Raw genomic sequence first — 21,495 nt, 5'->3', positions numbered from 1 at the left:
CGTCTGTGAGACACGGGATAGTGCTGTTCACCAGCGACCGGGGCATCACCCCGGCGGCCGCCGCACGGGCGGCGGAAGCCGCGGGCTTCGACGCCTTCCACGTACCCGAGCACACGCACATCCCCGTCAAACGGGAAGCGCCGCATCCGCGCACCGGCGACTCGTCGCTCCCCGACGACCGCTACCTGCGCACGCTGGACCCGTGGGTCGCGCTGGCCACGGCGGCCTCGGTGACCACCCGGATCCGGCTCGCGACGGCGGTGGCCCTTCCGGTCGAGAGCGATCCGATCACGCTGGCCAAGACGATCGCCAGCCTCGATCACCTCTCGGACGGGCGGGTCACCCTCGGTGTCGGCTTCGGCTGGAACGTCGACGAACTGGCCGATCACGGCGTCCCGGGCGGCAAACGGCGGACGGTCCTGCGCGAGTACGTGGAAGCGATGCGGGCGCTCTGGACGCAGGACGAAGCCTCGTACGCGGGCGAGTTCGTTTCGTTCGGTGCCAGCTGGGCGTGGCCGAAACCGGCTCAGGCGCACATCCCGGTGATCGTCGGCGCCGGCGGGACGGAGAAGACGTTCCGCTGGATCGCGAAGTCGGCCGACGGCTGGCTCACCACCCCCGGCGACACGGACATCGAGGACAAGGCCCGGCGGCTGCGCGAGATCTGGCACGAAGCGGGCCGCGCCGGCGAACCGGAGATTTCGGCGCTCGGCGTCCGGCCAGATCCGGAGAACCTGGCCAGACTGGAAGCGGCCGGGGTCACCGAGACGATCTTCGGCCTCCCGGACCGCTCCCCCGACGAGGTCGAAGCCTGGCTTCAGCGCCTCGCCGGGAAACTCAACCTGCCCGCTGCGAGTCGATGAGGTATCGGCCGTTCTGCTGGACCAGGACGAAGGTCTCCCGCCCGGTCGTGGTGCCGCCGCCGGCCTTGACGTAGGTGAGCGTCGCCGACACCGTGTTCCCGGATTCGGTCACGTTCGACACGGTCACCGCGCTGTACTGCCTCCAGTAGCTCGAGTACCGCTCGAAGCTCTGCTTCCTGTTCGTCTTGAAGCTGTCGGTCAACGTCGCGAACCCGGCCTCGAGGTTCCCCGGGATGAGCGCGTAGTAGGCCGCGAGCGCCTGCCCCGGCGTCTGCGCCGGAGGCGGCGCTGACGAGGACGACGAGGGCGGGGGCGTCGTCGAGGACGGTGCCGAAGACGGCGGCGGCGCGACCGGCTCCGACGTGGTCGGGGCGGCGGACTGCGACTGGGAGGCAGGCGGCGGCGCCTGGCCGGACGGGGTCTCGTCACCGCGGGTGAGCACCACGACCACGGCCGCGGCGGCCGCCGCGGCGAGCACGAGGAACACGGCGATCACGCCGATCAGCATTCCCTTGCGCGCCTTCGGTGGCGGCTCTTCGGCGACGAGGGTCGTCGGCTCCCCCGCCGCCAATGCCCGCAGTTCCCGTTCGGTCTCGGTCATCGTCGGCCTGCTGTCGGGCCGGACGTCGAGAAGACGGTTCAGCAGCGGCGTCAGGATCCCCGACCTGACCGGCGGGGTGATCTCGCCGCTCGACGCGCGGTACAGCAGCGCGATCGGGTTTTCCGCCGTGCCATAGGGCGTCCCGCCTTCGAGCGCCGTGTACAGCGTCGCGCCGAGCGAGAACACGTCGGAAGCGGACGTGGCGTCCTCGCCGCGGGCCACCTCGGGCGCCAGGAACGCCGGCGTGCCGGAGATCTCGCCGGTCGCGGTGAGCTGGACGTCGCCCATCGCCCGTGAGATCCCGAAGTCGGTGATCTTGACCGTCTCGTCCTCGCCGAGCAGGACGTTGCCGGGCTTGATGTCGCGGTGGACGATGCCGGCCCGGTGCGCGGCCGCCAGCGCCGAGCACAGCTGGATGCCGAGGCGGATGACGTCGTCGACCTCCATCGGCCCGTCACGCAGTTTGTCCGCGAGACTCCTCGACGGCAGGTACTCCATGATGATCCACGGGCGGTCCTGCTCGTCGATCACGCCGAAGACGGTGATGGCGTGCGGATGCACCAGCCGCGCGGCGATCCTGGCCTCGCGCAGCGCGCGGTTCTTGGCCTCGTCCGCCTTCTGCTCACCGGCGCCGTGCGGCAGAAGGAGTTCCTTGATCGCGACAATGCGTTCCAGGTTCTCGTCGCGCGCCCGCCACACGGTGCCCATGGAGCCACCGCCGACGGGCTCGATGAGATCGAACCGGTCGGCGAGGCGGCGGATCTCCTCCATTATCGACGTCCCCCTGGAGCTGTGGTGTTCGCGCGAACCTTGCCAGCATGCCAGGAACGTGCCGGGAGGCAGGACCCGGCAGGGTGGTTTCCGGGGCGGTGTCGGTCACGTCGCCCGCTGGGCCGGTCAGCGGAACCCCGCCCCAACGGCTGCCCGGAAGTTCGTATCCCGGCCTGCCGTGGGCGCACTTTACTTCTCCGGTGTGGCTTGTTTTCGGGAAAGGGCGGCGATGCGGGAAACCATCGGCGGACGCGGCGTGCTCGAAGGCGCGTTCGCGTTGCTCGAAGCACTCAACGAGCGCGGCGGGCAGGCCGGGCTGACCCAGCTCGTGCGGGCCACCGGGCTTCCGAAGACCACCGTGCACCGGCTCCTCGACCAGCTGGCCGACCTCGGCGCGGTCGAGCGGGCGGGCCGCGGTTACCGGATCGGTTCGCGGGTGTTCCGGCTCGGACGGTTCTGGCAGCCCGAAATCCGGGACCTGGCCAAGGAGTGGCTGCCGGTGCTTTCGGCGCGGATGCGCGCGAGCCTGGTGCTCGTGGTCCCGAGAGAAGGCCGCACGCTGGTCGCGGCGGGGGCCGTCCTGCCCGCCGACGAGGTGCCCGTGTCGCCGGGCAGCCCGCTGCCACCCGGGACCGCCGCCGGACGGCTACTCGCCGCCCACCACTCCGCGCTCGCCGAACCGGACACCGACGCGCTGGAGATCCGCGCGGCCGGCTACGCCGCCGAGTCGGAGACCATCACGGCGGGGCTCGGCTGCGCCGCCGTCGGCATCAGGACCCCGGACGGCCGCGTCGGCGCCGCCCTCGCCGCCGTCCTCCCCGTCCGCCGCGACCCGGTTTCCGCGGTCCCCGGTCTGGCGAGCACCGCACGCTCGTTCAGCGCCGCGCTCACTCACCTCGTGAGCGGTACGGACGGTCGGTGAGGGGCAGCTTTCGCGACACGCCAGATCGGCTCGCACCACGGCCTGATGCCCCCAATGTGGCATTGGGGACGCTGACCGTCCCCAATGCCACATTGGGTGCAGGCCCGGCTTTCTCAGCTCACTCAGAGTGTCCTTTGTGGACACTCAGGTACTTCCGGCGGGACGAAGCAGCGCGAGGCTGCGTTCGGCTTCCGCGACGGCGGAGCCGCGCTCGACGTGGCCGTCGATCACGAGCGTGGCCAGCCCGTGCAGCAGGCACCAGAGCGTGACGGCGAAACCGCCCGGATCATGCCGCTCCCCCACCCGCTCGGCCAGCATCGCGCAGGTCGCCCGATGCGCCTCGGCCAATTCCGGATACGCGGCGCGGTCACCGATTCCGGCGCCGGCCATCAGGCGGTACAACGCCGGATTCTCCAGCGCGAAACCGAGGTAGGAATGCCCGAGCACGGTCACCGTCCCGGCGCCGCAGCCACGCAGGCAACCCTGCAGCTCGGCATGCCCTTCCAGCGCGACCGCCACCAGCAGCGCGTCCTTGTCGCGGAAATGCCGGTACGGCGCCGCGGTGGACGCACCCACCTTCGCGACCGCGCCGCGCAGGCTCACCCCCTCGGGACCTCGTTCGACGAGGAGTTCCCGTGCGGCGAGGACGAGCGCACGACGGAGATCCCCGTGGTGATAGGCACGCTTGATGATCATGGCGGACCCCCCAGCCCTTGATGCCACGCGAACGCCCCACCTTAGCCGGTCCGGGGCCGGCCGTGAGCACCACAGAGCCGCAGCACGCTCTCGGCGAGCGCGTCGACGCCGTCCTCGAACGTCATCTGCTTCGCGTCCACGGCCTGTCCGGCGGCATGGCCGAGCGCCACGATCGCGGTGATGAGCCAGGGATTCCCGAGTGCCTGGCCGAACTCCCCCGACGCCTTGCCGCGGGTGAGCAGCCGGTCCAGATGATCGGACACCGCCGAATGACGGGCCCGGTCGGCTTCGGGATCGTTCTCTTCGGCGGCGCCGACGGGCAACAGGGGGTAACGCCGGAACGTCCGCCATCCGACGTCGAGCAAGCGAAGCAGGGCGTCGGCGGCGGGGCCTTCGTCGAGACGCGCGGCGTCCATCTCGTCGGCGGCTTCCTCGGACACCGCGTCGATCACCGCGCCCAGGAGCGCTTCCCGGGTTTTGAAGTGGGCGTAGACGGTCTGCCTGCTCACCCCGGCCGCTGTCGCGATGTCTTCGACGCTCGCGGCACCTCGTGTACCGAGGATTTCCTTGGCCGCGGCCAGGATCGAGGCGGCACTGCGGTCGGCGTCGGTCCGCCGTCGCCTCCGGCGGCCCGCAGCTATCTCAGACATGTTGTCAAGCTTAACGCAGGCCGCTATGTTTGACAGCATGTCAAAGTTAAGGTCGGCTCTGGTCACCGGCGTCGCCCTCTTGTCGACGGGTCTGCTCGCGGGGGCGTTCGGCTACGGCGTGGTCAATGTCGCGGCCACCTTCGACGTCGTCCCGCTCGACGTGCGGTTGACCTTCCACACCGCGCTCATGCAGCGGAACGGCGTCGTCATGCAGACCGCGATGGCGCTCGCGGCGCTCAGTTCCGCCGCGCTCGCCTTCCTGAACCGCGGTTGGACCCGGCGACTGGCCGGAATCGCCGCCGTCCTGGTCGTGACGTCGTTTCTGGTCACCCGCTTCGGCAACGTCCCGATCAACGGCCGGATCAAGGTCTGGGCCGTCACCTCGGCACCCGCCGACCACGCGGCGATCCTCGATCGCTGGGAGACCTACAACGTCATCCGAACCGTCGCCGCGCTCACCGCCTTCGTGCTCATCATCGTCGCTTCGCGACTCGACCGCGTGCACTGATCCGAAAGGTCCCCACCATGCTCTTCCGTCACATCACGCCGATTTCCCCCGAGGACGCGACCGGTCCGGTGGCCGCCGTCTACCGGCAGGTCGACACCGAGTTCAGCAGTATCGGGCCGGCGGTCCGGATGCTCTCCCCCGCGCCGGAACTGCTCGCCCCGTGCTGGGCGCTGCTGCGCGAGTCGCTCGTGGCGGGCGCGGTTCCCCGATGGCGCAAGGAGATCGTCACGGTATCCGTTTCGCAGCGCAACGACTGCGCCTACGACACCGCCGGGCATCTGGTGTTCCTGCGCCTGGCAGGCGGCGAGGACGCCGCGGGCGCGTTGGAACACGGCAAGAATCCGGCGGACGAGGACCTCGCCGCACTCGCCCGCTGGGCGCGATCGGGCGGACCACAGCCCTTCCCCGCCCGGGAAGCACCGGAATACCTCGGAACGGCACTCGCGTTGCACTTCATCAACCGGATGGTCCTGGTGCTGCTGCACGAAAAGCTCCTTCCGGGCGCCATTAGCGACGACGTCCCCGCCGCCTTCGACGGCGCGCCGATCGCCCGCGCGATACACCGGGAGCGAAGCGAGGGCGACAGCCTTTCCCTGCTCGACGAAGTCCCGTCCACCGGACTACCCGCTTGGGCGGGCACCAGCGCCGTCGGCCCCGCTTACGCCGCGCTGTCGCGCGCCGCCGAGCGCGGAAGCGGTCTCCTGTCCGAACCGGCCCAGTCCGTCGTGCGTGAAACGATCGCGCGCCATCGGCGATCCGCCATGGACGTCGACCGCGGCCGGCTCACCGGCTCCCTCGCCGCCCTGGACCCGGCCGACCGCGCGGGCGCCACCCTCGCCGTGCTGGCCGGCGTCGCCCCGGGCCGGATCACCGAAACCGACGTGAAGACCTGGCGAGCGGGCGGATACACCGACCACTGCTTCGTCCATCTCCTGGCGTTCGGCGCCATCATCGCGGTCCAGCTCGTCGAAGGCGAGCTCACGGGAGCGTGACCGCGCGGGAACCGCACTGCGAGTGCTCCATCAGCTCGCAGCCTGACCGGCGAGGTCGTTCGCCGCGACATACCCGAAGGTCATCGCCGGCCCGATCGTCGAACCGGCGCCCGCGTAACTGTTGCCCATCACCGCCGCGCTGGCGTTCCCGGCGGCGTACAGGCCGGCGATGACCGAGCCGTCCGCCCGCAGGACCCGCGCCCGCGCGTCGGTGCGCATCCCGCCCTTCGTGCCGAGGTCGCCAGGGACGATCTTGAAAGCGTAGAACGGCGGCTCCCAGAGCGGGGCGAGGCACGAGTTCGGCAGGACGTACGGGTCGGTGTAGTAATGGTCGTAGACACTGGCGCCCCGGCGGAAGTCACTGTCCACACCGGACAGTGCCTGGCCGTTGAACCGGTTGACCGTGGCGCGCAACGCCTGCGCCGGGACACCGATCGCGGTGCCGAGCGACTCCACGGTCCACGCCTTCTTGACCGCGCCCGCCGAGTACCACGCGTCGGGAAGCGGCAACAGCGGTGCGACGTCACGGAAGAGATACCGGTTGCGGTAATGCTGGTCGACGACCAGCCACGCCGGGATGGCCGGTGACGTCGGGTTCCGGTCGTACATCGTGTGCACGACGTCGCTGTACGGCGCCGCTTCGTTGACGAATCGCTTGCCCGCCGCGTCCACCATCAGCCCACCGGGCAGGGTCCGCTCGGCGAGGCAGAAGTACGGTTCGCCGGGCAGCGGGATCGCCGGTCCCCACCAGGCGTCGTCCATCAGGTCCAGTGCGGCTCCGGCACGTTTGCCCGCCAGGATCCCGTCACCGGTGTTCGACCGGGCACCGACCGTCCACTGTGTACCGATCGGCTGGCGCTGGTATTCGGCCCGCATGGCGGCGTTGTGTTCGAATCCGCCGGAGCCGACGATGACGCCTCGCCGGGCCTTCACCACGCCCGCCGCGACGGTCACGCCGGTGACCTTCCCGTTCTCGATGACGAGATCGGTCAACGGCGTGTTCAGCCAGACCGGGACACCCGCGCGCCGCAACCCCGCCCGCAGTCCCGCGGCGAGCGACTGGCCCATGGTGAGCGGTTTCTGCCCGGCGAGCGCGGCGGCCGTGCCGCGGGCGAGGCAAGCGGCCGCCACCGCGGCGCCTTTCGGGTTGACCGCGGCCAGCGCGAGCCACTTGTAGTCGGCGCTGAAGACGACCATCCCCGCGGGCGTCGCGAGGTAGGGCGGGTTCAGGTTGGCCAGTTCGGCCCCGAGGATGTTCCCGTCGAGCTGGTCGGGCTCGATCGAGCGGCCGTCCGGCATCCCGCCGGGCAGCTCCGGGTAGTAGTCGCTGTAGCCCTCCATCCACCGGAACCGCAGCGGACTGTTGGCCATCACGAACGACAGCATCGCCGGACCGTTGGCGAGGAACGCCTGTTGCCGCGAGGCGGGGATCGACGGGCCGACCACGGCGGCCAAGTACCGTGCGGCCTGCTCCGGGGTGTCGCGGACGCCGGCCGCGGCCAGCACCGGATTGCACGGAATCCAGATCCCCGCCCCCGAACGGGCGGCCGAACCACCGAATTTCGCCGCTTTCTCCAGCACCACGCAACTGAGTCCGCGCCGGGCCGCGGTCAGCGCGGCGGTCATCCCCGCCGCGCCCGCCCCGACCACGACGACGTCGTATTCGCCGAGCACCGCGGCCTCGGCCGACGCCGTCCCGGCGAACGGCAGTCCCGAAGCGAGCGCGATCCCCGTACCGCGCAGCACCTGGCGCCGGGACAGGCGAAAATCGGGACCCATGAATCCTCCTCGCGTGGGGGATCGAGCGAGGTCATGTTCTCCGGACGACAGGCAAAAGTGAAACAAGTTCTACCCGCTTGGAGCAGGCGGGACCGGCTTCGCTCCGCCGGTCACCTCAACCGGCGCGGGCATTCAGCCCAGCGCGCGGACCAGGTCCAGCGCGCGGCCGAGGGTGGCGAGCCGATCCGCGACCGTCTCCCCCGCCGGGTACAGCCGGACCGTGTCGACGCCGGCGTCACGCCAGACGCGCAGCCGCCGCGCCACCATCGGCTCGGTGCCGATGAGCGTCGTGCCGAGCACCATCTCGTCGGTCACCAGCGCGGCGGCGCCTTCCCGATCGCCCGACTGCCAGCGCTCCCGCACCGCGGCGGCGGCTTCGGCCCAGCCTTGCCTGCTGTAGGCGTTGTTGTAGAAGTTCGTCTTCGCCGAACCCATCCCGCCGAGACTGAACGCGAGTTCGCCCTTGCGGCCCGCGACCATCCCGCGCAACTCGTCCTCGTCCGCCGCGAAGGCGACCTCGGCACCTTGGCAGACTTCGAGGTCCGACCGCGACCGGCCCGACTTCTCGAGTCCGGCGTCGAGATGCGAGAAGTAGGCGTCCGCACCCTCCGGGACGAAACTGGTGCCCAACCAGCCGTCCGCGACCTCGCCGGTCAGTTCCAGCAGCTTCGGTGAGAGCGTCGCCAGGTGGATCGGGATGTCCGGATTCGGTGCCGCCGACAGCCGCATCGGCCTGCTCTCACCCGGCAGCGGGATCTCGAACTCCTTGCCGGAGAACGAGATCTTCTCCCCCGCGAACGCCTGACGGATGATCGCGACCGTTTCCCGCATCCGCGTCAGCGGCCGGGCGAACGAAACGCCGTGAAGGCCCTCGATCACCTGCGGCCCCGAAGCGCCGAGTCCGAGGGCGAACCGGCCATCGGACAGGTCCGAGAGCGTCAGCGCGGCCTGCGCGATCGCCACCGGGGTCCGGGTGCCGAGCTGGATGATCCCCGAGCCGAGCCGGATCCGCTCGGTCCGCGCGGCGAGGTAGCCGAGCACGGACGGCGCGTCCGAACCCCACGCCTCGGCGACCCAGCAGTCGTCGAGACCGAGCTTTTCCGCCTCCAGCACGAAGTCGAGCGTTTCCCGCCAACCGCGCGAGGCCTCGACCGTGGTCGCCGTCCGCATCAGGCGCCGCCGGCCTCTGCCCGGTCCTTGATCGCGGCGAGGGTCCCGGTCATCGCGTTCTCGAACTCGCGCAACCGGACGAAGACGATCTTTTGCTCCTTGTCCGGCATCTGGTCGATGGCCAGCGAAAGCCCGGACCGCCCCGGCCCCATCTGCATCCACTGCCGGAGCTTGGTGCCGCCGTTCTCGGGTTCCAGCGTGAAGCGCCACACCGCGGTCGGCGTTTCGGGATCCTGCACCGCCCAGGCGAAGACACGCGGCGCCTCGCATTCGACGACGTACGAGGTCGTCTCCCATTCGCCGAACGAGTCGTGCTCGCTGCGGCCGACGAACCGCCTGCCGACCGTGGCTTCACCGGCCGCGCCATCGCACCATTCGACCGATCGGACTTCCTGGCTCATCTCCGGCATCAGCCGCACGTCGGAGACGATCGACCAGACCCGATTCGGATCGGCGTCGACCCAGGCCTCGACCTCGACCGTCGGTTTGTCGGCGTACTTGGCGCCCGTCCACTCCATCGTGGTCGCCCTCCCGTGCTCGTGACCTCGATAGTTGCGTAGATGGACTTACGTTGTCAAACCCTCCTGCGCGGCGAAGCGGCGGACCACGTCAGGCCGGTTCGCAAGCTTCGGCGGATAGCCCGGCCCGAGCCGCGCGCGGGTGTTCTCGGCGGTGAGCGGCGTGGCACAGTGCGCGCAGACGACCTCGGCGTGCGTATCGCGCCCGCAGGTCTCGTGATGGAGGACGATGGGCGGCCCGGCCTCCTCGGCGAGCCAGCGGTCGCCCCAGCGCGACATCGCCGCGAGCACACCGTAGAAATCCGCGCCCTTCTCGGTCAGGACGTAGTCGTAACGGACCGGGTCGGCCTGGTAGGCGCGCTTTTCCAGCAGCCCTTCCCCGACCAGGCGGCGCAGCCGGTCGGCCAAGGTGTTCCGCGCGATACCGAGCTCCTGCTGGAACTCGTCGAACCGGCGGATCCCGTAGAAGGCCTCCCGCAGGACCAGCGGCGTCCACCAGTCGCCGAGCAGGTCCATGGTGCGCGCGATCGAACACGGCCACTGCGCGAACGAAGTCCGTTTCATGCCCGCGAGCCTACGCCCGGCGAAATTGATCCGGTCATTCCTCCACCTATTCTCCGGCGCTCAGGCGCTGGCGCGAAATGTTGCGATCCGGTCAAGGAGATCCCGCGCATTAATATCGCCCACCCGCCGCCGCACGCTTTCCGACAGCGGCCGCAAACGGTCTCGCGTCCGGGCGGAACGGATTCCGTCCGCGACCTCCATCGCGGCGAGACCGACCTCCGCCGCACGGTCGAGGTCGCCTTCCAGCGCGTGGTCGACCGCGAGCCAGATCATCGTCAGCGACCGGCTGCGCACCATGTCCGGGCCGTAGCCGTCGATGGCCTCGGTGAGCGCGGGGATGGCCTCCCGGCTGTGCCGGACGTCGACGAGCCTGGCGAGTTCGGTGCGCACCGTGCCGATCATCGCGGCGAGGTCGTTGGCCGTGAAGAAGGCGGACCACGACGGGACGGCGTCCCCGGCGGAATCGGCGAACTGTTCCGGGGCAAGGGAAAGCTTGTCCAGCGCCCGGCACACGTCGCCGAGCAGCGCGTAGGCCCAAGCCTCGTTCGCCGACAGGATCGCCTGCGACAGCGACCTTCCCGCCCGGCGCGCCGCGACCTGCCCCTGACCGAACTGCTCGAGCGCCTCCACCGGAGTGCGGTGATGCAGATACATCCGGCCGAGCCGGTAGCGGACGTTGGCGACGAGGTCGTCGTTGCCCGCTTCCGTCGCGAGCTCGAGCGCGCGGCGGAAGTGCCGCTCCGCCCGGACAGGACGGCCGGAGTCGAATTCCGTCCAGCCCCTCAGGTTGTGCAGATCCGCGACCACTCCCGCCAGCCGCCTGGCCAGCTGATCGGACATCGTTCCCCGCCGCAGCGCCGTGCCGTAGGGCTCGAGCACGCGCAGCAGGTCCCGGCAGGACCCGCCGCCTTCCCGGTAGTCGCGCGCCCGGAGCGCGGCGATGACGCCCTCCAGCCGGTCGATGTCGGACCGCCCGACGCGCAGCGGCAGCCGGTCGATCACGGCGACGCTCCTGGTCCACGCACCGGAATGGCGACGGTGATTCGTACGCCCATTTTCGCTCCCTCCCGAATCCACAACGATCAAGCTCGTCAAGGTCCAGGACGGAGCAACGCCGATCTCCTGGAATACGCGAACGACGCACAATGATGCTAACCACGACAAATACCGATGCACTCCGCCGAATGGTTGGCTATTTTCATTCACCGGAATATGCACGTGCGGAATCACTTTCTTTTGCACGAATGATCGCATTCCGGCTTGCTCACCCCACGTGCCCGGCGGGAACCGTCCGTGAGCACCTGAGACGCAGCTCTCAGCCGAACGTGTGAACCTTGTCAACTCGGGTCACGAAAAGGCTTCACATTGCGTTATCAATAGCTGAAGATCAACAGCAACCGAACGTAAGGGGCTGAAGCGTTGGACAAGGAAAGCGACCTCATCCGGGGGACGATCGTCTTCGGTCTGCGCACTTTCGGTGCGGACCCGCTCCCGGTCAAGGCCGATCTCGAATACGACCCGGAGGATCCCTACGCCGTCGTGGTGGCCTACCACTCGGGCGGAGGGACGGTCCGGTGGATGTTCGGCCGTGACCTGCTCGCGGACGGACTTCTCACTCCATCGGGTGAGGGCGACGTGATCATCAGCCCGGCGGACGACACCTCGATCGTGATCTTCGCCCTCAGCGCGCCCGACGGCTGCGCGGTCCTCGAAGCCCCGGCACAGGAACTGGCCGAATTCCTCGACCGCACCTACGACTTCGTGCCAGTCGGTTCCGAGCCGGAATGGTTCGACTTCGACCAGGAGATCGGCAAACTCGTCACCGAGTCCTGATCGACGGCGGGACGCTCGCGAACGCGGCGGTACGCAGCGCCAGGGTGGTCGTCGCGCAGCCGCGCCTGGCCTGGTTCGTAGATGCTCTCCCGCGAGGTCTCGCCCTCGTAGTCCTCCCGGACCAGTTCGCGCCGCCGCAGTTCCGGGACCACGAGGTCGATGAAGCCGTCGAGCCCTTCGTAGCTCGCCCTGTTTCGCCGCGAAAGACCGTCCCTTTGTCGACGTCCCCGCCTGATACAGCACCAGCGTCCGCTGAGGCGCCGGTTCGGCGAGGAACACGCCGGGAACCGAGCTGTCCGAATAGGACGTCACGATGTTCCAGGCGATCCGGCCCTTGGTCACGTGACCGCGGCCATCGCCGAGACCGACAGCAGCGGATCGTTCACCGGGACCTGGGTTCCCGTGCCCACCGTGGGATCCCGCGAATCGCGATAGACGTCGTAGACCCTGAGGACGTCGGCCAGGAAAAGGCCGTCGAATTTATCGCGCTCCAGCGGCCGGGTGGCGGCACCGTCCACGCGGTGCCGCCACCCGCGCCGGGTCAGCCGAGTTCGCGGAGACCCGGGACGACCTGTTCGGAGAACGAGCGCAGGAACCGCTCCTGATCGTGGCCGGGGCCGTGGAAGACGAGGTGGTTGAAGCCCGCCTCGACGTACGGCTTGATCTGCTCGACGGCGTCGGCCGGGTCGGAGGTGACGATCCAGCGGCGGGCGACCTGCTCGATCGGCAGCGCGTCCGCGGCCTTCTCCATTTCGGCCGGGTCCTCGATACCCGCCTTCTGCTCCGGCGTCAGCGAGAGCGGTGCCCAGAACCGGGTGTTCTCCAGCGCCTGCGCCGGATCCGGGTCGTACGACAGCTTGATCTCGATCATCTTGTCGATGTCGCCGGTGCCGCGGCCGACCTGCTCCGCGCCTTCCGCCACCGCGGGCAGCAGCTTCTCGGTGTAGAGCTCCATCCCCTTGCCGCTGGTGCAGATGAAGCCGTCACCCTGCTTGCCGACGTACTTCGCCATCACCGGGCCGCCTGCCGCGATGTAGATCGGCACGCCGCCCTCGGGACGGTCGTAGACGGTGGCGTCGGTGGTCTGGAAGTACTCGCCCTCGAACGTGACGCGCTCTTCCGTCCACAGTTTGCGCATCAGCTCGATCGCCTCGCGGAGCCGCGCGAACCGCTCCTTGAACGCGGGCCACTCGATGCGGGCGACCGCGACCTCGTTGAGGGCCTCGCCGCTGCCGACCCCGAGCAGGACTCGGCCCGGGTACAGGCTGCCGAGGGTGCCGAACGCCTGCGCCACCACGGCCGGGTTGTAGCGGAAGGTCGCCGTCAGCACACTGGTGCCGAGAACGACCCGCTCGGTGCGTTCGCCGACCGCCGCCATCCACGCGAACGAGAACGGCGCGTGCCCGCCCTGGTGCCGCCATGGCTGGAAATGGTCGCTGACCATCACGCTGTCCAGCCCGACCTGCTCGGCGAGCACGGAGTACTCGACGAGGTCGCGCGGGCCGAATTGCTCGGCCGACGCCTTGTAACCGATCTTCAGTGCCATCCGGGGTCACCACCTGGGCTCTTGGGTTGTTCCGCTTTTCACCTTGGCACAGAGTCGATCAGCTCCGCCCATGCTTCGACCGCGTGAAGGGTGTCGGGAACACCACTGTGCCGAGGGAAATGCCGAGGGGAATGCGGTGCGGAACCGCCGGACCGTGGAAAGACCCCGTACCCACCCTCGCCCTCCGGGACCGGCACGTGGTGATGAACTGTGCCGTTTGCGCCGTCACCTGTGCGTCGTGCTGGGCGGAGTTGTGATCGGGGAGTCGAACCCCACGCTGCCCGCCACGTGCCAGGAGGTGGGCCGGAGTACCGCCGGCCCTCGGCTTGTGCCCGCTTCCCGGAGGGCTACCTGCTTTCCACGTTCAGTCCAGGAGATCGGTCTCCCAGTTGGTGCGCTGGATCTCGACGTCGACCACCCGGATCTCCCCCGCGACGCGGTCCGCGCGGGACCGCAGTTCCGCGACCGGAAGCGCGGAGAGATACCGGAGTTCGGAACGGAGCTGGCGGCCGTAGCCGCCCTGGTTACGACCGGCCGCGGCGTCGGCGGCCGCGGTGAGCACACCGTGCCGGAGCCGGAGGACGTCGCGGCGCGCGATCGCGTCGGTGATCGTGCCTTCCCCGAGCGGGGTCGCGGCGTTGGTCCGGTTGATCCGCTGGATCAGCGATTCCAGTTCGCCCAAAGCGGTTTCGGCCTCGACGAGCAGGGCGGACGCGTCTTCCGACGGCTCTTCGCCCTCTTGGTGCCGCGCGTTGTCGACGATCCGGGAGCGCAGTGCCTCCACCTTCTTGGTCGCGTCGGCGCGCAAGGCGAGCGCTTCGGCCAGCTTGATCCGGGACATGCCGCGAAGTATCACCAAGATCGAAGACCGCCGCATCCCGTTTTCAGCACGCGCTGGAGCCGTTCGCCTGCCAACGCGCGCGAACGATCCCCGTGCGCCCTCCGGATCGTCTCGAATCCGGAGAGCCGCACGGGTGCGAGTATGGCCGGTCAGTCGTAGGACAGCGCTTCCACCAGTTCGCCGCTGTCCGGGTTGGGCAGTGCCCTCGCCACGTCGGCCTGTGCCACGATGCCGACGAGCTTGTGGCCGTCGATCACCGGCAGCCGCCGGACCTTGTGGTTCGCCATGGTGCGCATGATCTCCTCGGCGCCGTCGTCCGCGCCGATCGTCACCGCCTCGCCCTGAGCGAGTTCCGAGGCGTGCAGCGCCCTCGGGTCCTTGCCTTCGGCGAGCACCTTCACCACGATGTCGCGGTCGGTCAGCATGCCCTTGAGCTTGCCGTCCTCACCGCAGATCGGCATCGCGCCGACCGACTCGGCGGCCATCTTCTTCGCCGCGTCGAGCACCGTGTCGGACGCGGACACACAGGTCGTGCCCGCGGTCATGATGTCTCGTGCCGTGGTCATCCCATCACTCCTTTCGTCAGGATCCGCATTCCGGATACCCGCCAGTCGCGCACCGACACCTCAAGCCGCAGACGGTTCGAGGAGGATTTTGACCGCGCCCTCCTGCTTCTTCTGGAAGATCTCGTAAGCGTGCGGCGCCTGCGCCAGCGGCAGCTTGTGCGTCGCGAAGCCCTCGACACCGAGCGGGTCGGCGGGGTCGGCGATCAGCGGCATGATGTCGTCGAGCCAGTGCCGGACGTTGGCCTGCCCCATCCGCAAGGTGATCTGCTTGTCGAAGAGCTCCATCATCGGCAGCGGGTCGACCATGCCGCCGTAGACGCCGCTCAGCGAGATCGTGCCGCCGCGCCGGACACAGTCGATGGCCGCGTACAGCACACTGAGCCGGTCGACCGCGGCCTTCTCGGTGATCTTCGCGCCGATCGGATCGGGCAGGAGACCGACGAGATTCTGCGCCAGCCGCCCGACCGGGGCCCCGTGCGCCTCCATCCCGACGGCGTCGATCACCGAATCCGCTCCCCGGCCACCGGTGGTCTCGCGGATGAGATCTCCGAGCTGCTTGTGCTCCCGCGTGTCGTAGGTGACGACGCCGGCCGCGGCGGCCTTCGCGAGCCGTTCGGGCACCAGATCGATGCCGATCACCTTGCCCGCGCCCCGGTGCTTCGCGATCCGGCAGCAGAACTGGCCGATCGGGCCGAGCCCGAAGACCACGACCGTGCCGCCTTCGGGGATGTTCGCGTAATCGACGGCCTGCCAAGCCGTGGGCACGACGTCGGAGAGGTACACGAACCGCTCGTCCGGCGGGCCGTCCGGCACCTTGATCGGGCCGTAGTGGGCCTGCGGCACCCGCAGGTATTCGGCCTGGCCGCCGGGGACCTGGCCGTAGAGCTTGGTGTAGCCGAGCAGTGCCGCGCCCTTGCCGCGGTCGGTGACCTGCGTGGTCTCGCACTGCGATTGCAGGCCGCGGTCGCACATGAAGCAATGGCCGCAGGAGATGTTGAAGGGGACCACGACCCGGTCGCCGGGTTTCAGGTTCGTCACCCCGGAGCCGACCTCTTCGACGACGCCCATCGGCTCGTGCCCGAGAATGTCGCCTTCGTCGATGAAAGCGCCGAGGACCTCGTAAAGGTGCAGGTCAGAGCCGCAGATACCGGTCGAGGTGATGCGCACGATCGCGTCGGTCGGTTCGACCAGCTTCGGATCCGGGACGGTGTCCACCCGGACATCGCGTTTCCCGTGCCAGGTGACGGCCTTCATGGTGCTCCCTTCGGCGAGTGGACCTGTTCTCCGCCGGATGCCCGTCCGCGCATCCGGCAAACCTCGCCGTTCCGTGCCACCGTGGATTCATGCGAACCCGGATGCTCGCCGTCGCCGTCGACTGCCGTGAGGCCGAAGCACTGGCCGCGTTCTGGAAGGAAGCACTCGGCTATCCCGAAACCGAACGCTGGACCGACGGTCACGGCGTGACCTATGTCGAGTTGAAGAGCCCGGACGTGCCGAGCCTGCTCTTCCAGCCGGTCCCCGAGGGCAAGTCGGGCAAGAACCGGCTGCATCTCGACCTCGCCCCCACCGAACTCGAGCAACGCGAGGAGGTCGCGAGGCTCGTGTCACTCGGTGCCAGGGTCGTCGAGGACCCCGAATCGGACGACTGGGTGGTCATGGCCGACCCGGAGGACAACGAATTCTGCGTATTGCCGCGGCGTTGAGAGCGAGGCCCCGCCGGGGTCCGTGACTCGGCCGGGTAATGGGTTGGAAGGGAGCCTTCGCCGCGTTGGATGCGGTGAAGGCTGGCCTTGATCAACGCTGACCTGTCCCCGCTCGCCACACGAGCTCGCGGGCTCAGGCGGCCTGATCGCCTGCCCGGACCGACGGCTCGGAATGCAACCCCAGCATCTCCAGCAGCATCCGGCAATCCGTCGCGTCGCGGGCGTTCCTGACGACCGCTTCGGTCGCCTTGCGCAGCACCGCGGCCCGCACGGCCGTCGGGCCGCCGTCGGCCAGTTCTTCCACCGGACGAAGTCCCTCGATCGGGTTCCCCATGACCCACCTCCACCTTCCCTTTCGTTGATACCTGATCCGGGCCGGGAAGACACCCTCTCTCCGTGCTGTTCCGGCGGCGCCCCCGCCGATTTCTCCCTAGACTGGCGCCATTCGTACGAGCGGACGGAGCGGGAACTGACCACCGAGTTGCGCGGGGAGATCGTGACGCTGACCCCGGTCACCGAAGCCCACGTCGCCGATTTGCGGCGGATCCGCGGCACGGCCGAGGTCGGGGCTCGCTGGGGTTCGGTCGACGACTCCCCCACCTGGCCGTTCGACGACCCCACGACGGCCTGCTTCACCGTCCTGGAGGAAGGCGTCGTCCGCGGTTTCGTCCAGTACGGCGAGGAGCAGGACCCGATGTACCGGCACGCGTCGGTCGACCTCTTCCTCGATCCGGCCGCGCACGGCCGCGGGCTTGGCACGGACACCGTCCGCACGATGGCCCGCCATCTGCTGCACGATCGCGGGCACCACCGGCTGGTGATCGATCCCGCCGTGGACAACGACGCCGCCATCCGCTGCTACAAGGCCGTCGGCTTCCGCGAGGTCGGGGTGATGCGCGGCTACGAACGCGACACCGACGGCGACGGCTGGCACGACGGGCTGTTGATGGATCTGCTCGCCGAAGACCTCACGTAACGCGTCAGCGCGACTCCGAGCAGCACCACCGCCATCCCGGCGAGCACCCGCGGGCCGAGGTCCTCGCCGAGCACGATCGCGCCCAGCGCGACCGAGACGACCGGCAGCAGGTAGCCGACGGTCGCCGCGGAAGTGGCGCCTTCGTCGGCGATGAGCCGGTAGTTGAGGTAGAACGTGACGCCGGTGCCGAAGATGCCGAGGACGACGACGGCGATCAACGCGGTCACGTTCAGCGGTCCGGCCGGTGCCACGTCGAACGGCAGCGCGAGTGCACTCAACCCGGTGGCGGTCAGCAGCTGGGCGGCGGAGATCGCGATCGGGCCGCCTTCGCCGACGAGTTTCCTTCCCATGTAAGCGAAAGCGATGGCGTAGCTGAGGCCGGCGCCGAGCAGGGCCAGTGTCCCCCAGCCGAGCAAGCCGCTTTTCTGCCAGGGCGCGAAGATCAGCAGGATGCCGCTGAAACCGAGGATCAGCCCGCCCACCCTGGACGCGGTGATCCGGCGTTCGGCGCCGATCCCGATGCCGATCAGCAACGACCACAACGGGGTCGTCGCGTTCATCACCCCCGCGACACCGGAGTCGACGGTCAGTTCACCGATGCTGAACAACGCGAACGGCAAGGCGTTGCAGAAGAAGGCGGCGACGAGGAGCCTGCCCCAGATCCGGCGGCCGCGCGGGAGGCGTTGCCCGGCCCAGCGGCTCAGCACGAGAAGGACGGCCGCGCCGAGGGCGCAGCGGATGACGGTGACCTGAACGGGCGGAAGCCCGGTCAGCGCGAGTTTGATCCAGAGGAACCCCGATCCCCACAACAGGGCGAGAACACCCATCCGGACCAGGGTTCCCGGCGCGCCGATGCTCACTTGATTCCTTTCGCCGGGCCGCTTCGATACCTCTCCAAAGCTGCCTCGGGCGACTCGTCAGGACAAGTGAAAAGATCTACACCGACGTTAAGCGCTCCTACATGTTCCGAAAGGTCCCGGCCGTGGGCGCCGGGAAAGGCGGCCACGGCCGGTTTCCGAGGAGATCAGTACTCGCCCGGTTGTTCGCAAGGCGGAACAGGGCCTGCTCACATTTCGCGGTCGCGCATGATCCACCTCCCTTTCGACTGGCGCACCGGTGGGGAACGGGCGCGTTCTCGCTCAGTTTGCGGGCTGTCTTCGCACCTCCGCACACCCGGTGTCCGTGTTGTGACCCAGGCAATGGGAAGGTTGTGGCACGATCTGCCGCGAAGCGGGGAGAAAGGTGCTTCTGGTGACCGAGGATTCCGGCTCCGCCAGATCCGGCGAGACCGGGAAAGCACGCGCGGAACCGAGACCGGTTTCCACGGCCGCGCTGACGTTCGGGCGCGCGCTGCGGCAGCGGCGGCAGGACGTCGGACTGGCGTTGCGCGATCTCCAGAAACTCGCCTATGTCGACAAAAGTCTGATCAGCCGGGTCGAACGCGGCCTCACCCCGCCGAGCGCGGAATTCGCCGCGGCCTGCGATCGCGCGCTGGGGGCGGGCGGGACGCTGATCGTGCTCGCCGAAGCCGCCCGCGCCGAACCGTACGTGCACCTTCCGCCGCCGCCGGGTCATTTCGTCGGCCGTGCGGAACATTTCGCCCTGCTCGACGAAAAAGTGTTCACCGAAGCGGCCAAAGTGGTCTTCGTCGCCGGGCCGCCCGGCGTCGGGAAGACAGCGCTCGTCCTGCATTGGGCGAACCGCCGCCAGGAGGAGTTCGACAGCGTCCTCTGGTCGGATCTGCGCGGTTACGCGGCGGGCTCCCCCGCGCAACCCGCCGACATCCTCGACGACCTCCTGCGCTGTCTCGGTGTCCGCCCCGACCGCATCCCCGCCGAGGAGCACATGCGGCTCGCGCTGCTGCGCGGCCTGTTGCGCGGCCAGCGCACGCTCGTCGTGCTGGACAACGCCCTCGACTCGCAGCAGGTGCGGCTGGTGCTGCCCGGCACGCCGGACACCACCGTGCTGATCACCAGCAGGCGACGGCTCTCCGGACTGGTCGTCGGCAGCGGCGCGGTCCAGGTTTCCTTGGAGCCACTGGAAGAACTCGAAGCGACGCGGCTCATGGCCGACCTCATCGGCGACGAACGCGCGGCAGGCGATCCCGAAGGCGTCGGCAGGCTCGTCCGGCTGTGCGCGGCGCTGCCGCTCGCGGTGAACATCGCCGCCGAACGGGTCGCCACGCATCCGCATCAGAGTGTCGGCGAGCTCGCCGGCGAACTCGTCGCCGAGGGGCGGCGCCTGGAACTGCTCGCCGTCGACGACGACGCGGTCGGCGTCCGGGCCGCGTTCAGCTGGTCCTACCGCGCGCTGGAGGCCGACACCGCCCGCATGTTCCGGCTGCTCGGCCTCCACCCCGGCCCGCGGTTCACCGCGGGCGCGGCGGCCGCGCTCGCCGGACTGCCCGGACACGACGCGCGCCGGCTTCTCGACAAACTCGTGCACGCCCATCTCGTCCAGCAGATCGGCGCGCAGTACTACCGCTTCCATGACCTGCTCCGCGTCTACGCCGCCGAAGAGGCCGCGGCCGGGCAATGGCGGGACGAGCGGCAGGCGGCGGTCTCCCGGCTGGCCCACTGGTATCTCCACGCGGCCAACGCGGCGAGCTGGACACTGACCCCGGCCCGTGACCACCACATCGACCTGGGCCCCGCGCCCGAAGGTGTCGAGCCGCTCCGGTTCGCCACCTTCGACGAGGCCTACATCTGGTGCGCGTCGGAGATGCCGAGCATCACCGGCGTCGCCCGGCTGGCGCTGGACCACGGGTTGTACGAGATCGGCTGGCGGCTGCCGGTGGAACTGTTCGACTACCACCTGCTCGGCAGGCCGTGGCAGACGTGGATCTCCAGCCACGAGGTCGCGATCGAGTCCGCGAAGGCGGGCGACGACCTCGGCGGGCTGGCGTGGTCGGCGATCAACCTCGCCGAGGCGCACCGGCGGCGCGGCGACCTCGACCGCGCGCACGAACTGTTCGGCCAGGCCGTCGAGATCGCCGATGAGATCGGCGAGAACCCGAGCCTCGGCTGGGCGCTGGTCGGGCTCGGAAACATCGCGCATGAGCGCGAGGACTACGCCGAAGCCGTGCGGCTGGCCGAAAAGAGCGTCGAGGTGAACGCGCGGATCGGCTACCGGCTCGGCGAAGCGACCGCGCGGGTCCACCTCGGCCGCGCGTACCGCGATCTCGGCGAACGCGACCTCGCCCTCGACCACGGCCACCGCGCCTTCGAGACGTACGCGAAGGACGCGGACCAGCACGGCATGGGTTTCGCGCTGGTGCCGCTCGCCAGGACCAGCCGCCGGTTCGGCGACCTGGACCAGGCGCTCGTGTACTGCGAGCAGGCGCTGACCGCCTACCGGAACTGCGGCGACGTCTGGGGCCAGGCCGACGCGCTCGACGAACGCGGCTGCGCGCTGGCCGCGCGGGGACGGGGAGACGAGGCCATGACCGCCTGGCGCGACGCGCTCCAGCTCGTCATGGATCTCGACGACCGGAAGGCGAGCGTGCTGCGGGGCCGCCTCGAAGGCGCGGTTTAGAGCGGGCTGAAGGGGCCCTTCACCTGTCATGAGCCGCTGACCCCGACGCGCCGCCTCTAGAGCGAGGTAAGGAGAGCCTGGCGCGTTCTTGATCGTCCATAAGGGACACAAGCCCAGATCGCGGTGTCCCTTTTGGGCAGTTTGTGAGACTTGAGCGCGGGTCGTGAGTGGCAATGATCGTTCTATTGAGAGGTAAGGCAAATGGCGTAGCTCAGCCTCCGATGAAGGTTCTTCGATGCTTCAAGGTAGACAAGGGGCATTCGGGGCATGCCCCCGAGGAGCCGGTCGCGCCTTGGGTGTCCATAAAGGACACGATCGACCGGAGAAATGTCTGGTTTATTCCTGCGTGCGCGGTTTTACACTGGGGTGGGGGGGGGGGGGGGGGGGGGGGGGGGGGGGGGGGGGGGGGCCCCCCCCCCCCCCCCGCCGACCTAAAAAAAGAACAGGCACGCGGGGGGGCGG

The 21,495-nt window shown here is 69.4% G+C and carries 23 protein-coding genes; 8 read left to right on the top strand and 15 right to left on the bottom strand.

What is annotated here, in order from left to right; all coding sequences use genetic code 11:
• Positions 1–5 precede the first annotated feature (5 nt).
• Entirely contained in the window at positions 6–863 is an 858-nt protein-coding gene (locus ACIHAO_RS37655) for an LLM class F420-dependent oxidoreductase (RefSeq protein WP_396566200.1), read from the top strand.
• On the opposite strand, the gene ACIHAO_RS37650 is transcribed toward ACIHAO_RS37655, so the two are convergent.
• Positions 838–2,235: a serine/threonine-protein kinase gene (locus ACIHAO_RS37650; protein WP_396566198.1), complete on the bottom strand. Its 1,398-nt coding sequence runs from the start codon at positions 2,233–2,235 to the stop codon at positions 838–840. The two genes, ACIHAO_RS37655 and ACIHAO_RS37650, sit on opposite strands and share 26 nt — an antisense overlap.
• Before the next feature lie 229 nt (positions 2,236–2,464).
• Here ACIHAO_RS37650 and ACIHAO_RS37645 point away from each other — a divergent pair, with 229 nt between their 5' ends.
• Positions 2,465–3,157, top strand: coding sequence for an IclR family transcriptional regulator (locus tag ACIHAO_RS37645; protein WP_396566196.1), 693 nt, complete (start codon positions 2,465–2,467; stop codon positions 3,155–3,157).
• Positions 3,158–3,301: 144 nt separating this feature from the next.
• On the opposite strand, the gene ACIHAO_RS37640 is transcribed toward ACIHAO_RS37645, so the two are convergent.
• Both ACIHAO_RS37640 and ACIHAO_RS37635 read right to left on the bottom strand, forming a co-directional pair.
• Complete coding sequence (locus ACIHAO_RS37640) at positions 3,302–3,853, bottom strand: TetR/AcrR family transcriptional regulator (RefSeq protein WP_396566194.1); 552 nt, start codon at positions 3,851–3,853, stop codon at positions 3,302–3,304.
• Between the two features lie 41 nt (positions 3,854–3,894).
• Positions 3,895–4,503: a TetR/AcrR family transcriptional regulator gene (locus tag ACIHAO_RS37635; RefSeq protein WP_396566192.1), complete on the bottom strand. Its 609-nt coding sequence runs from the start codon at positions 4,501–4,503 to the stop codon at positions 3,895–3,897.
• 37 nt (positions 4,504–4,540) lie between these two features.
• Between ACIHAO_RS37635 and ACIHAO_RS37630 the strand changes: the two genes are divergently transcribed.
• Both ACIHAO_RS37630 and ACIHAO_RS37625 read left to right on the top strand, forming a co-directional pair.
• A complete protein-coding gene (locus ACIHAO_RS37630; protein ID WP_396566190.1) occupies positions 4,541–5,011 on the top strand; it encodes an anthrone oxygenase family protein in 471 nt (156 codons plus the stop codon).
• A 17-nt stretch (positions 5,012–5,028) separates the two neighbouring features.
• A complete protein-coding gene (locus tag ACIHAO_RS37625) occupies positions 5,029–6,003 on the top strand; it encodes a hypothetical protein (protein ID WP_396566188.1) in 975 nt (324 codons plus the stop codon).
• A gap of 30 nt (positions 6,004–6,033) precedes the next feature.
• Here the strand turns inward: ACIHAO_RS37625 and kstD are convergent, their stop codons facing one another.
• The 5 genes from kstD to ACIHAO_RS37600 all read right to left on the bottom strand — a co-directional run bounded on the left by kstD (position 6,034) and on the right by ACIHAO_RS37600 (position 11,018).
• Positions 6,034–7,782: a 3-oxosteroid 1-dehydrogenase gene (gene kstD / locus ACIHAO_RS37620; RefSeq protein WP_396566186.1), complete on the bottom strand. Its 1,749-nt coding sequence runs from the start codon at positions 7,780–7,782 to the stop codon at positions 6,034–6,036.
• 132 nt (positions 7,783–7,914) lie between these two features.
• Positions 7,915–8,952, bottom strand: a complete 1,038-nt coding sequence (locus ACIHAO_RS37615; RefSeq protein WP_396566184.1) for an LLM class flavin-dependent oxidoreductase — start codon at positions 8,950–8,952, stop codon at positions 7,915–7,917.
• A complete protein-coding gene (locus ACIHAO_RS37610; RefSeq protein WP_396566182.1) occupies positions 8,952–9,470 on the bottom strand; it encodes an SRPBCC family protein in 519 nt (172 codons plus the stop codon). Before ACIHAO_RS37610 ends, ACIHAO_RS37615 begins: the two co-directional genes overlap by 1 nt.
• Before the next feature lie 48 nt (positions 9,471–9,518).
• Complete coding sequence (locus ACIHAO_RS37605) at positions 9,519–10,034, bottom strand: winged helix-turn-helix transcriptional regulator (protein WP_396566180.1); 516 nt, start codon at positions 10,032–10,034, stop codon at positions 9,519–9,521.
• A gap of 60 nt (positions 10,035–10,094) precedes the next feature.
• On the bottom strand, positions 10,095–11,018 hold the full coding sequence (locus ACIHAO_RS37600) for a hypothetical protein (RefSeq protein ID WP_396566292.1): 924 nt from the start codon (positions 11,016–11,018) through the stop codon (positions 10,095–10,097).
• Between the two features lie 435 nt (positions 11,019–11,453).
• Here ACIHAO_RS37600 and ACIHAO_RS37595 point away from each other — a divergent pair, with 435 nt between their 5' ends.
• Entirely contained in the window at positions 11,454–11,867 is a 414-nt protein-coding gene (locus ACIHAO_RS37595) for an SsgA family sporulation/cell division regulator (RefSeq protein WP_396566178.1), read from the top strand.
• A 338-nt stretch (positions 11,868–12,205) separates the two neighbouring features.
• Here ACIHAO_RS37595 and ACIHAO_RS37590 read toward each other — a convergent pair whose 3' ends face one another.
• The 5 genes from ACIHAO_RS37590 to ACIHAO_RS37570 form a co-directional block, all read right to left on the bottom strand.
• Positions 12,206–12,385 carry a hypothetical protein gene (locus ACIHAO_RS37590; protein WP_396566176.1) on the bottom strand — a complete coding sequence of 60 codons (180 nt, stop codon included), beginning with the start codon at positions 12,383–12,385 and terminating at the stop codon, positions 12,206–12,208.
• 23 nt (positions 12,386–12,408) lie between these two features.
• Positions 12,409–13,413, bottom strand: a complete 1,005-nt coding sequence (fgd, locus tag ACIHAO_RS37585; RefSeq protein ID WP_125788324.1) for a glucose-6-phosphate dehydrogenase (coenzyme-F420) — start codon at positions 13,411–13,413, stop codon at positions 12,409–12,411.
• Positions 13,414–13,777: 364 nt separating this feature from the next.
• Entirely contained in the window at positions 13,778–14,254 is a 477-nt protein-coding gene (locus ACIHAO_RS37580) for a DIP1984 family protein (protein ID WP_396566174.1), read from the bottom strand.
• Positions 14,255–14,403: 149 nt separating this feature from the next.
• A complete protein-coding gene (locus ACIHAO_RS37575; RefSeq protein WP_396566172.1) occupies positions 14,404–14,820 on the bottom strand; it encodes a CBS domain-containing protein in 417 nt (138 codons plus the stop codon).
• Between the two features lie 60 nt (positions 14,821–14,880).
• Positions 14,881–16,074, bottom strand: a complete 1,194-nt coding sequence (locus ACIHAO_RS37570; RefSeq protein ID WP_396566170.1) for a zinc-dependent alcohol dehydrogenase — start codon at positions 16,072–16,074, stop codon at positions 14,881–14,883.
• A gap of 89 nt (positions 16,075–16,163) precedes the next feature.
• Between ACIHAO_RS37570 and ACIHAO_RS37565 the strand changes: the two genes are divergently transcribed.
• The gene (locus ACIHAO_RS37565) at positions 16,164–16,523 is read left to right on the top strand and encodes a VOC family protein (protein ID WP_016333454.1); all 360 of its coding nucleotides are present in this window, start codon (positions 16,164–16,166) and stop codon (positions 16,521–16,523) included.
• Positions 16,524–16,656: 133 nt separating this feature from the next.
• Here ACIHAO_RS37565 and ACIHAO_RS37560 read toward each other — a convergent pair whose 3' ends face one another.
• On the bottom strand, positions 16,657–16,857 hold the full coding sequence (locus ACIHAO_RS37560; RefSeq protein WP_396566167.1) for a hypothetical protein: 201 nt from the start codon (positions 16,855–16,857) through the stop codon (positions 16,657–16,659).
• 135 nt (positions 16,858–16,992) lie between these two features.
• On the opposite strand from ACIHAO_RS37560, the gene ACIHAO_RS37555 reads away from it, so the two are divergent.
• Positions 16,993–17,499, top strand: coding sequence for a GNAT family N-acetyltransferase (locus tag ACIHAO_RS37555; protein WP_396566290.1), 507 nt, complete (start codon positions 16,993–16,995; stop codon positions 17,497–17,499).
• Here the strand turns inward: ACIHAO_RS37555 and ACIHAO_RS37550 are convergent.
• Entirely contained in the window at positions 17,424–18,359 is a 936-nt protein-coding gene (locus tag ACIHAO_RS37550; RefSeq protein WP_396566166.1) for a DMT family transporter, read from the bottom strand. The genes ACIHAO_RS37555 and ACIHAO_RS37550 overlap by 76 nt on opposite strands.
• Positions 18,360–18,750: 391 nt before the next feature.
• Between ACIHAO_RS37550 and ACIHAO_RS37545 the strand changes: the two genes are divergently transcribed.
• Entirely contained in the window at positions 18,751–21,033 is a 2,283-nt protein-coding gene (locus tag ACIHAO_RS37545; RefSeq protein ID WP_396566164.1) for a tetratricopeptide repeat protein, read from the top strand.
• Positions 21,034–21,495 lie beyond the last annotated feature (462 nt).

Origin of the sequence: Amycolatopsis sp. NPDC052450 (assembly GCF_044547565.1) — a bacterium.
Lineage (GTDB): Bacteria > Actinomycetota > Actinomycetes > Mycobacteriales > Pseudonocardiaceae > Amycolatopsis.
The sequence above is the reverse complement of the archived record's forward strand: the minus strand, read 5'-3'. Positions and strand labels throughout refer to the sequence as shown.

Bases quoted from the DNA above. Each gene is read 5' to 3' on its own strand.
- ACIHAO_RS37650 (WP_396566198.1), bottom strand. From the start codon at position 2,235: ATGGAGGAGATCCGCCGCCTCGCCGACCGGTTCGATCTCATCGAGCCC.
- ACIHAO_RS37645 (WP_396566196.1), top strand. From the start codon at position 2,465: ATGCGGGAAACCATCGGCGGACGCGGCGTGCTCGAAGGCGCGTTCGCG.
- ACIHAO_RS37640 (WP_396566194.1), bottom strand. From the start codon at position 3,853: ATGATCATCAAGCGTGCCTATCACCACGGGGATCTCCGTCGTGCGCTC.
- ACIHAO_RS37635 (WP_396566192.1), bottom strand. From the start codon at position 4,503: ATGTCTGAGATAGCTGCGGGCCGCCGGAGGCGACGGCGGACCGACGCC.
- ACIHAO_RS37630 (WP_396566190.1), top strand. From the start codon at position 4,541: ATGTCAAAGTTAAGGTCGGCTCTGGTCACCGGCGTCGCCCTCTTGTCG.
- ACIHAO_RS37625 (WP_396566188.1), top strand. From the start codon at position 5,029: ATGCTCTTCCGTCACATCACGCCGATTTCCCCCGAGGACGCGACCGGT.
- kstD (WP_396566186.1), bottom strand. From the start codon at position 7,782: ATGGGTCCCGATTTTCGCCTGTCCCGGCGCCAGGTGCTGCGCGGTACG.
- ACIHAO_RS37615 (WP_396566184.1), bottom strand. From the start codon at position 8,952: ATGCGGACGGCGACCACGGTCGAGGCCTCGCGCGGTTGGCGGGAAACG.
- ACIHAO_RS37610 (WP_396566182.1), bottom strand. From the start codon at position 9,470: ATGGAGTGGACGGGCGCCAAGTACGCCGACAAACCGACGGTCGAGGTC.
- ACIHAO_RS37605 (WP_396566180.1), bottom strand. From the start codon at position 10,034: ATGAAACGGACTTCGTTCGCGCAGTGGCCGTGTTCGATCGCGCGCACC.
- fgd (WP_125788324.1), bottom strand. From the start codon at position 13,413: ATGGCACTGAAGATCGGTTACAAGGCGTCGGCCGAGCAATTCGGCCCG.
- ACIHAO_RS37580 (WP_396566174.1), bottom strand. From the start codon at position 14,254: ATGTCCCGGATCAAGCTGGCCGAAGCGCTCGCCTTGCGCGCCGACGCG.
- ACIHAO_RS37575 (WP_396566172.1), bottom strand. From the start codon at position 14,820: ATGACCACGGCACGAGACATCATGACCGCGGGCACGACCTGTGTGTCC.
- ACIHAO_RS37570 (WP_396566170.1), bottom strand. From the start codon at position 16,074: ATGAAGGCCGTCACCTGGCACGGGAAACGCGATGTCCGGGTGGACACC.
- ACIHAO_RS37565 (WP_016333454.1), top strand. From the start codon at position 16,164: ATGCGAACCCGGATGCTCGCCGTCGCCGTCGACTGCCGTGAGGCCGAA.
- ACIHAO_RS37560 (WP_396566167.1), bottom strand. From the start codon at position 16,857: ATGGGGAACCCGATCGAGGGACTTCGTCCGGTGGAAGAACTGGCCGAC.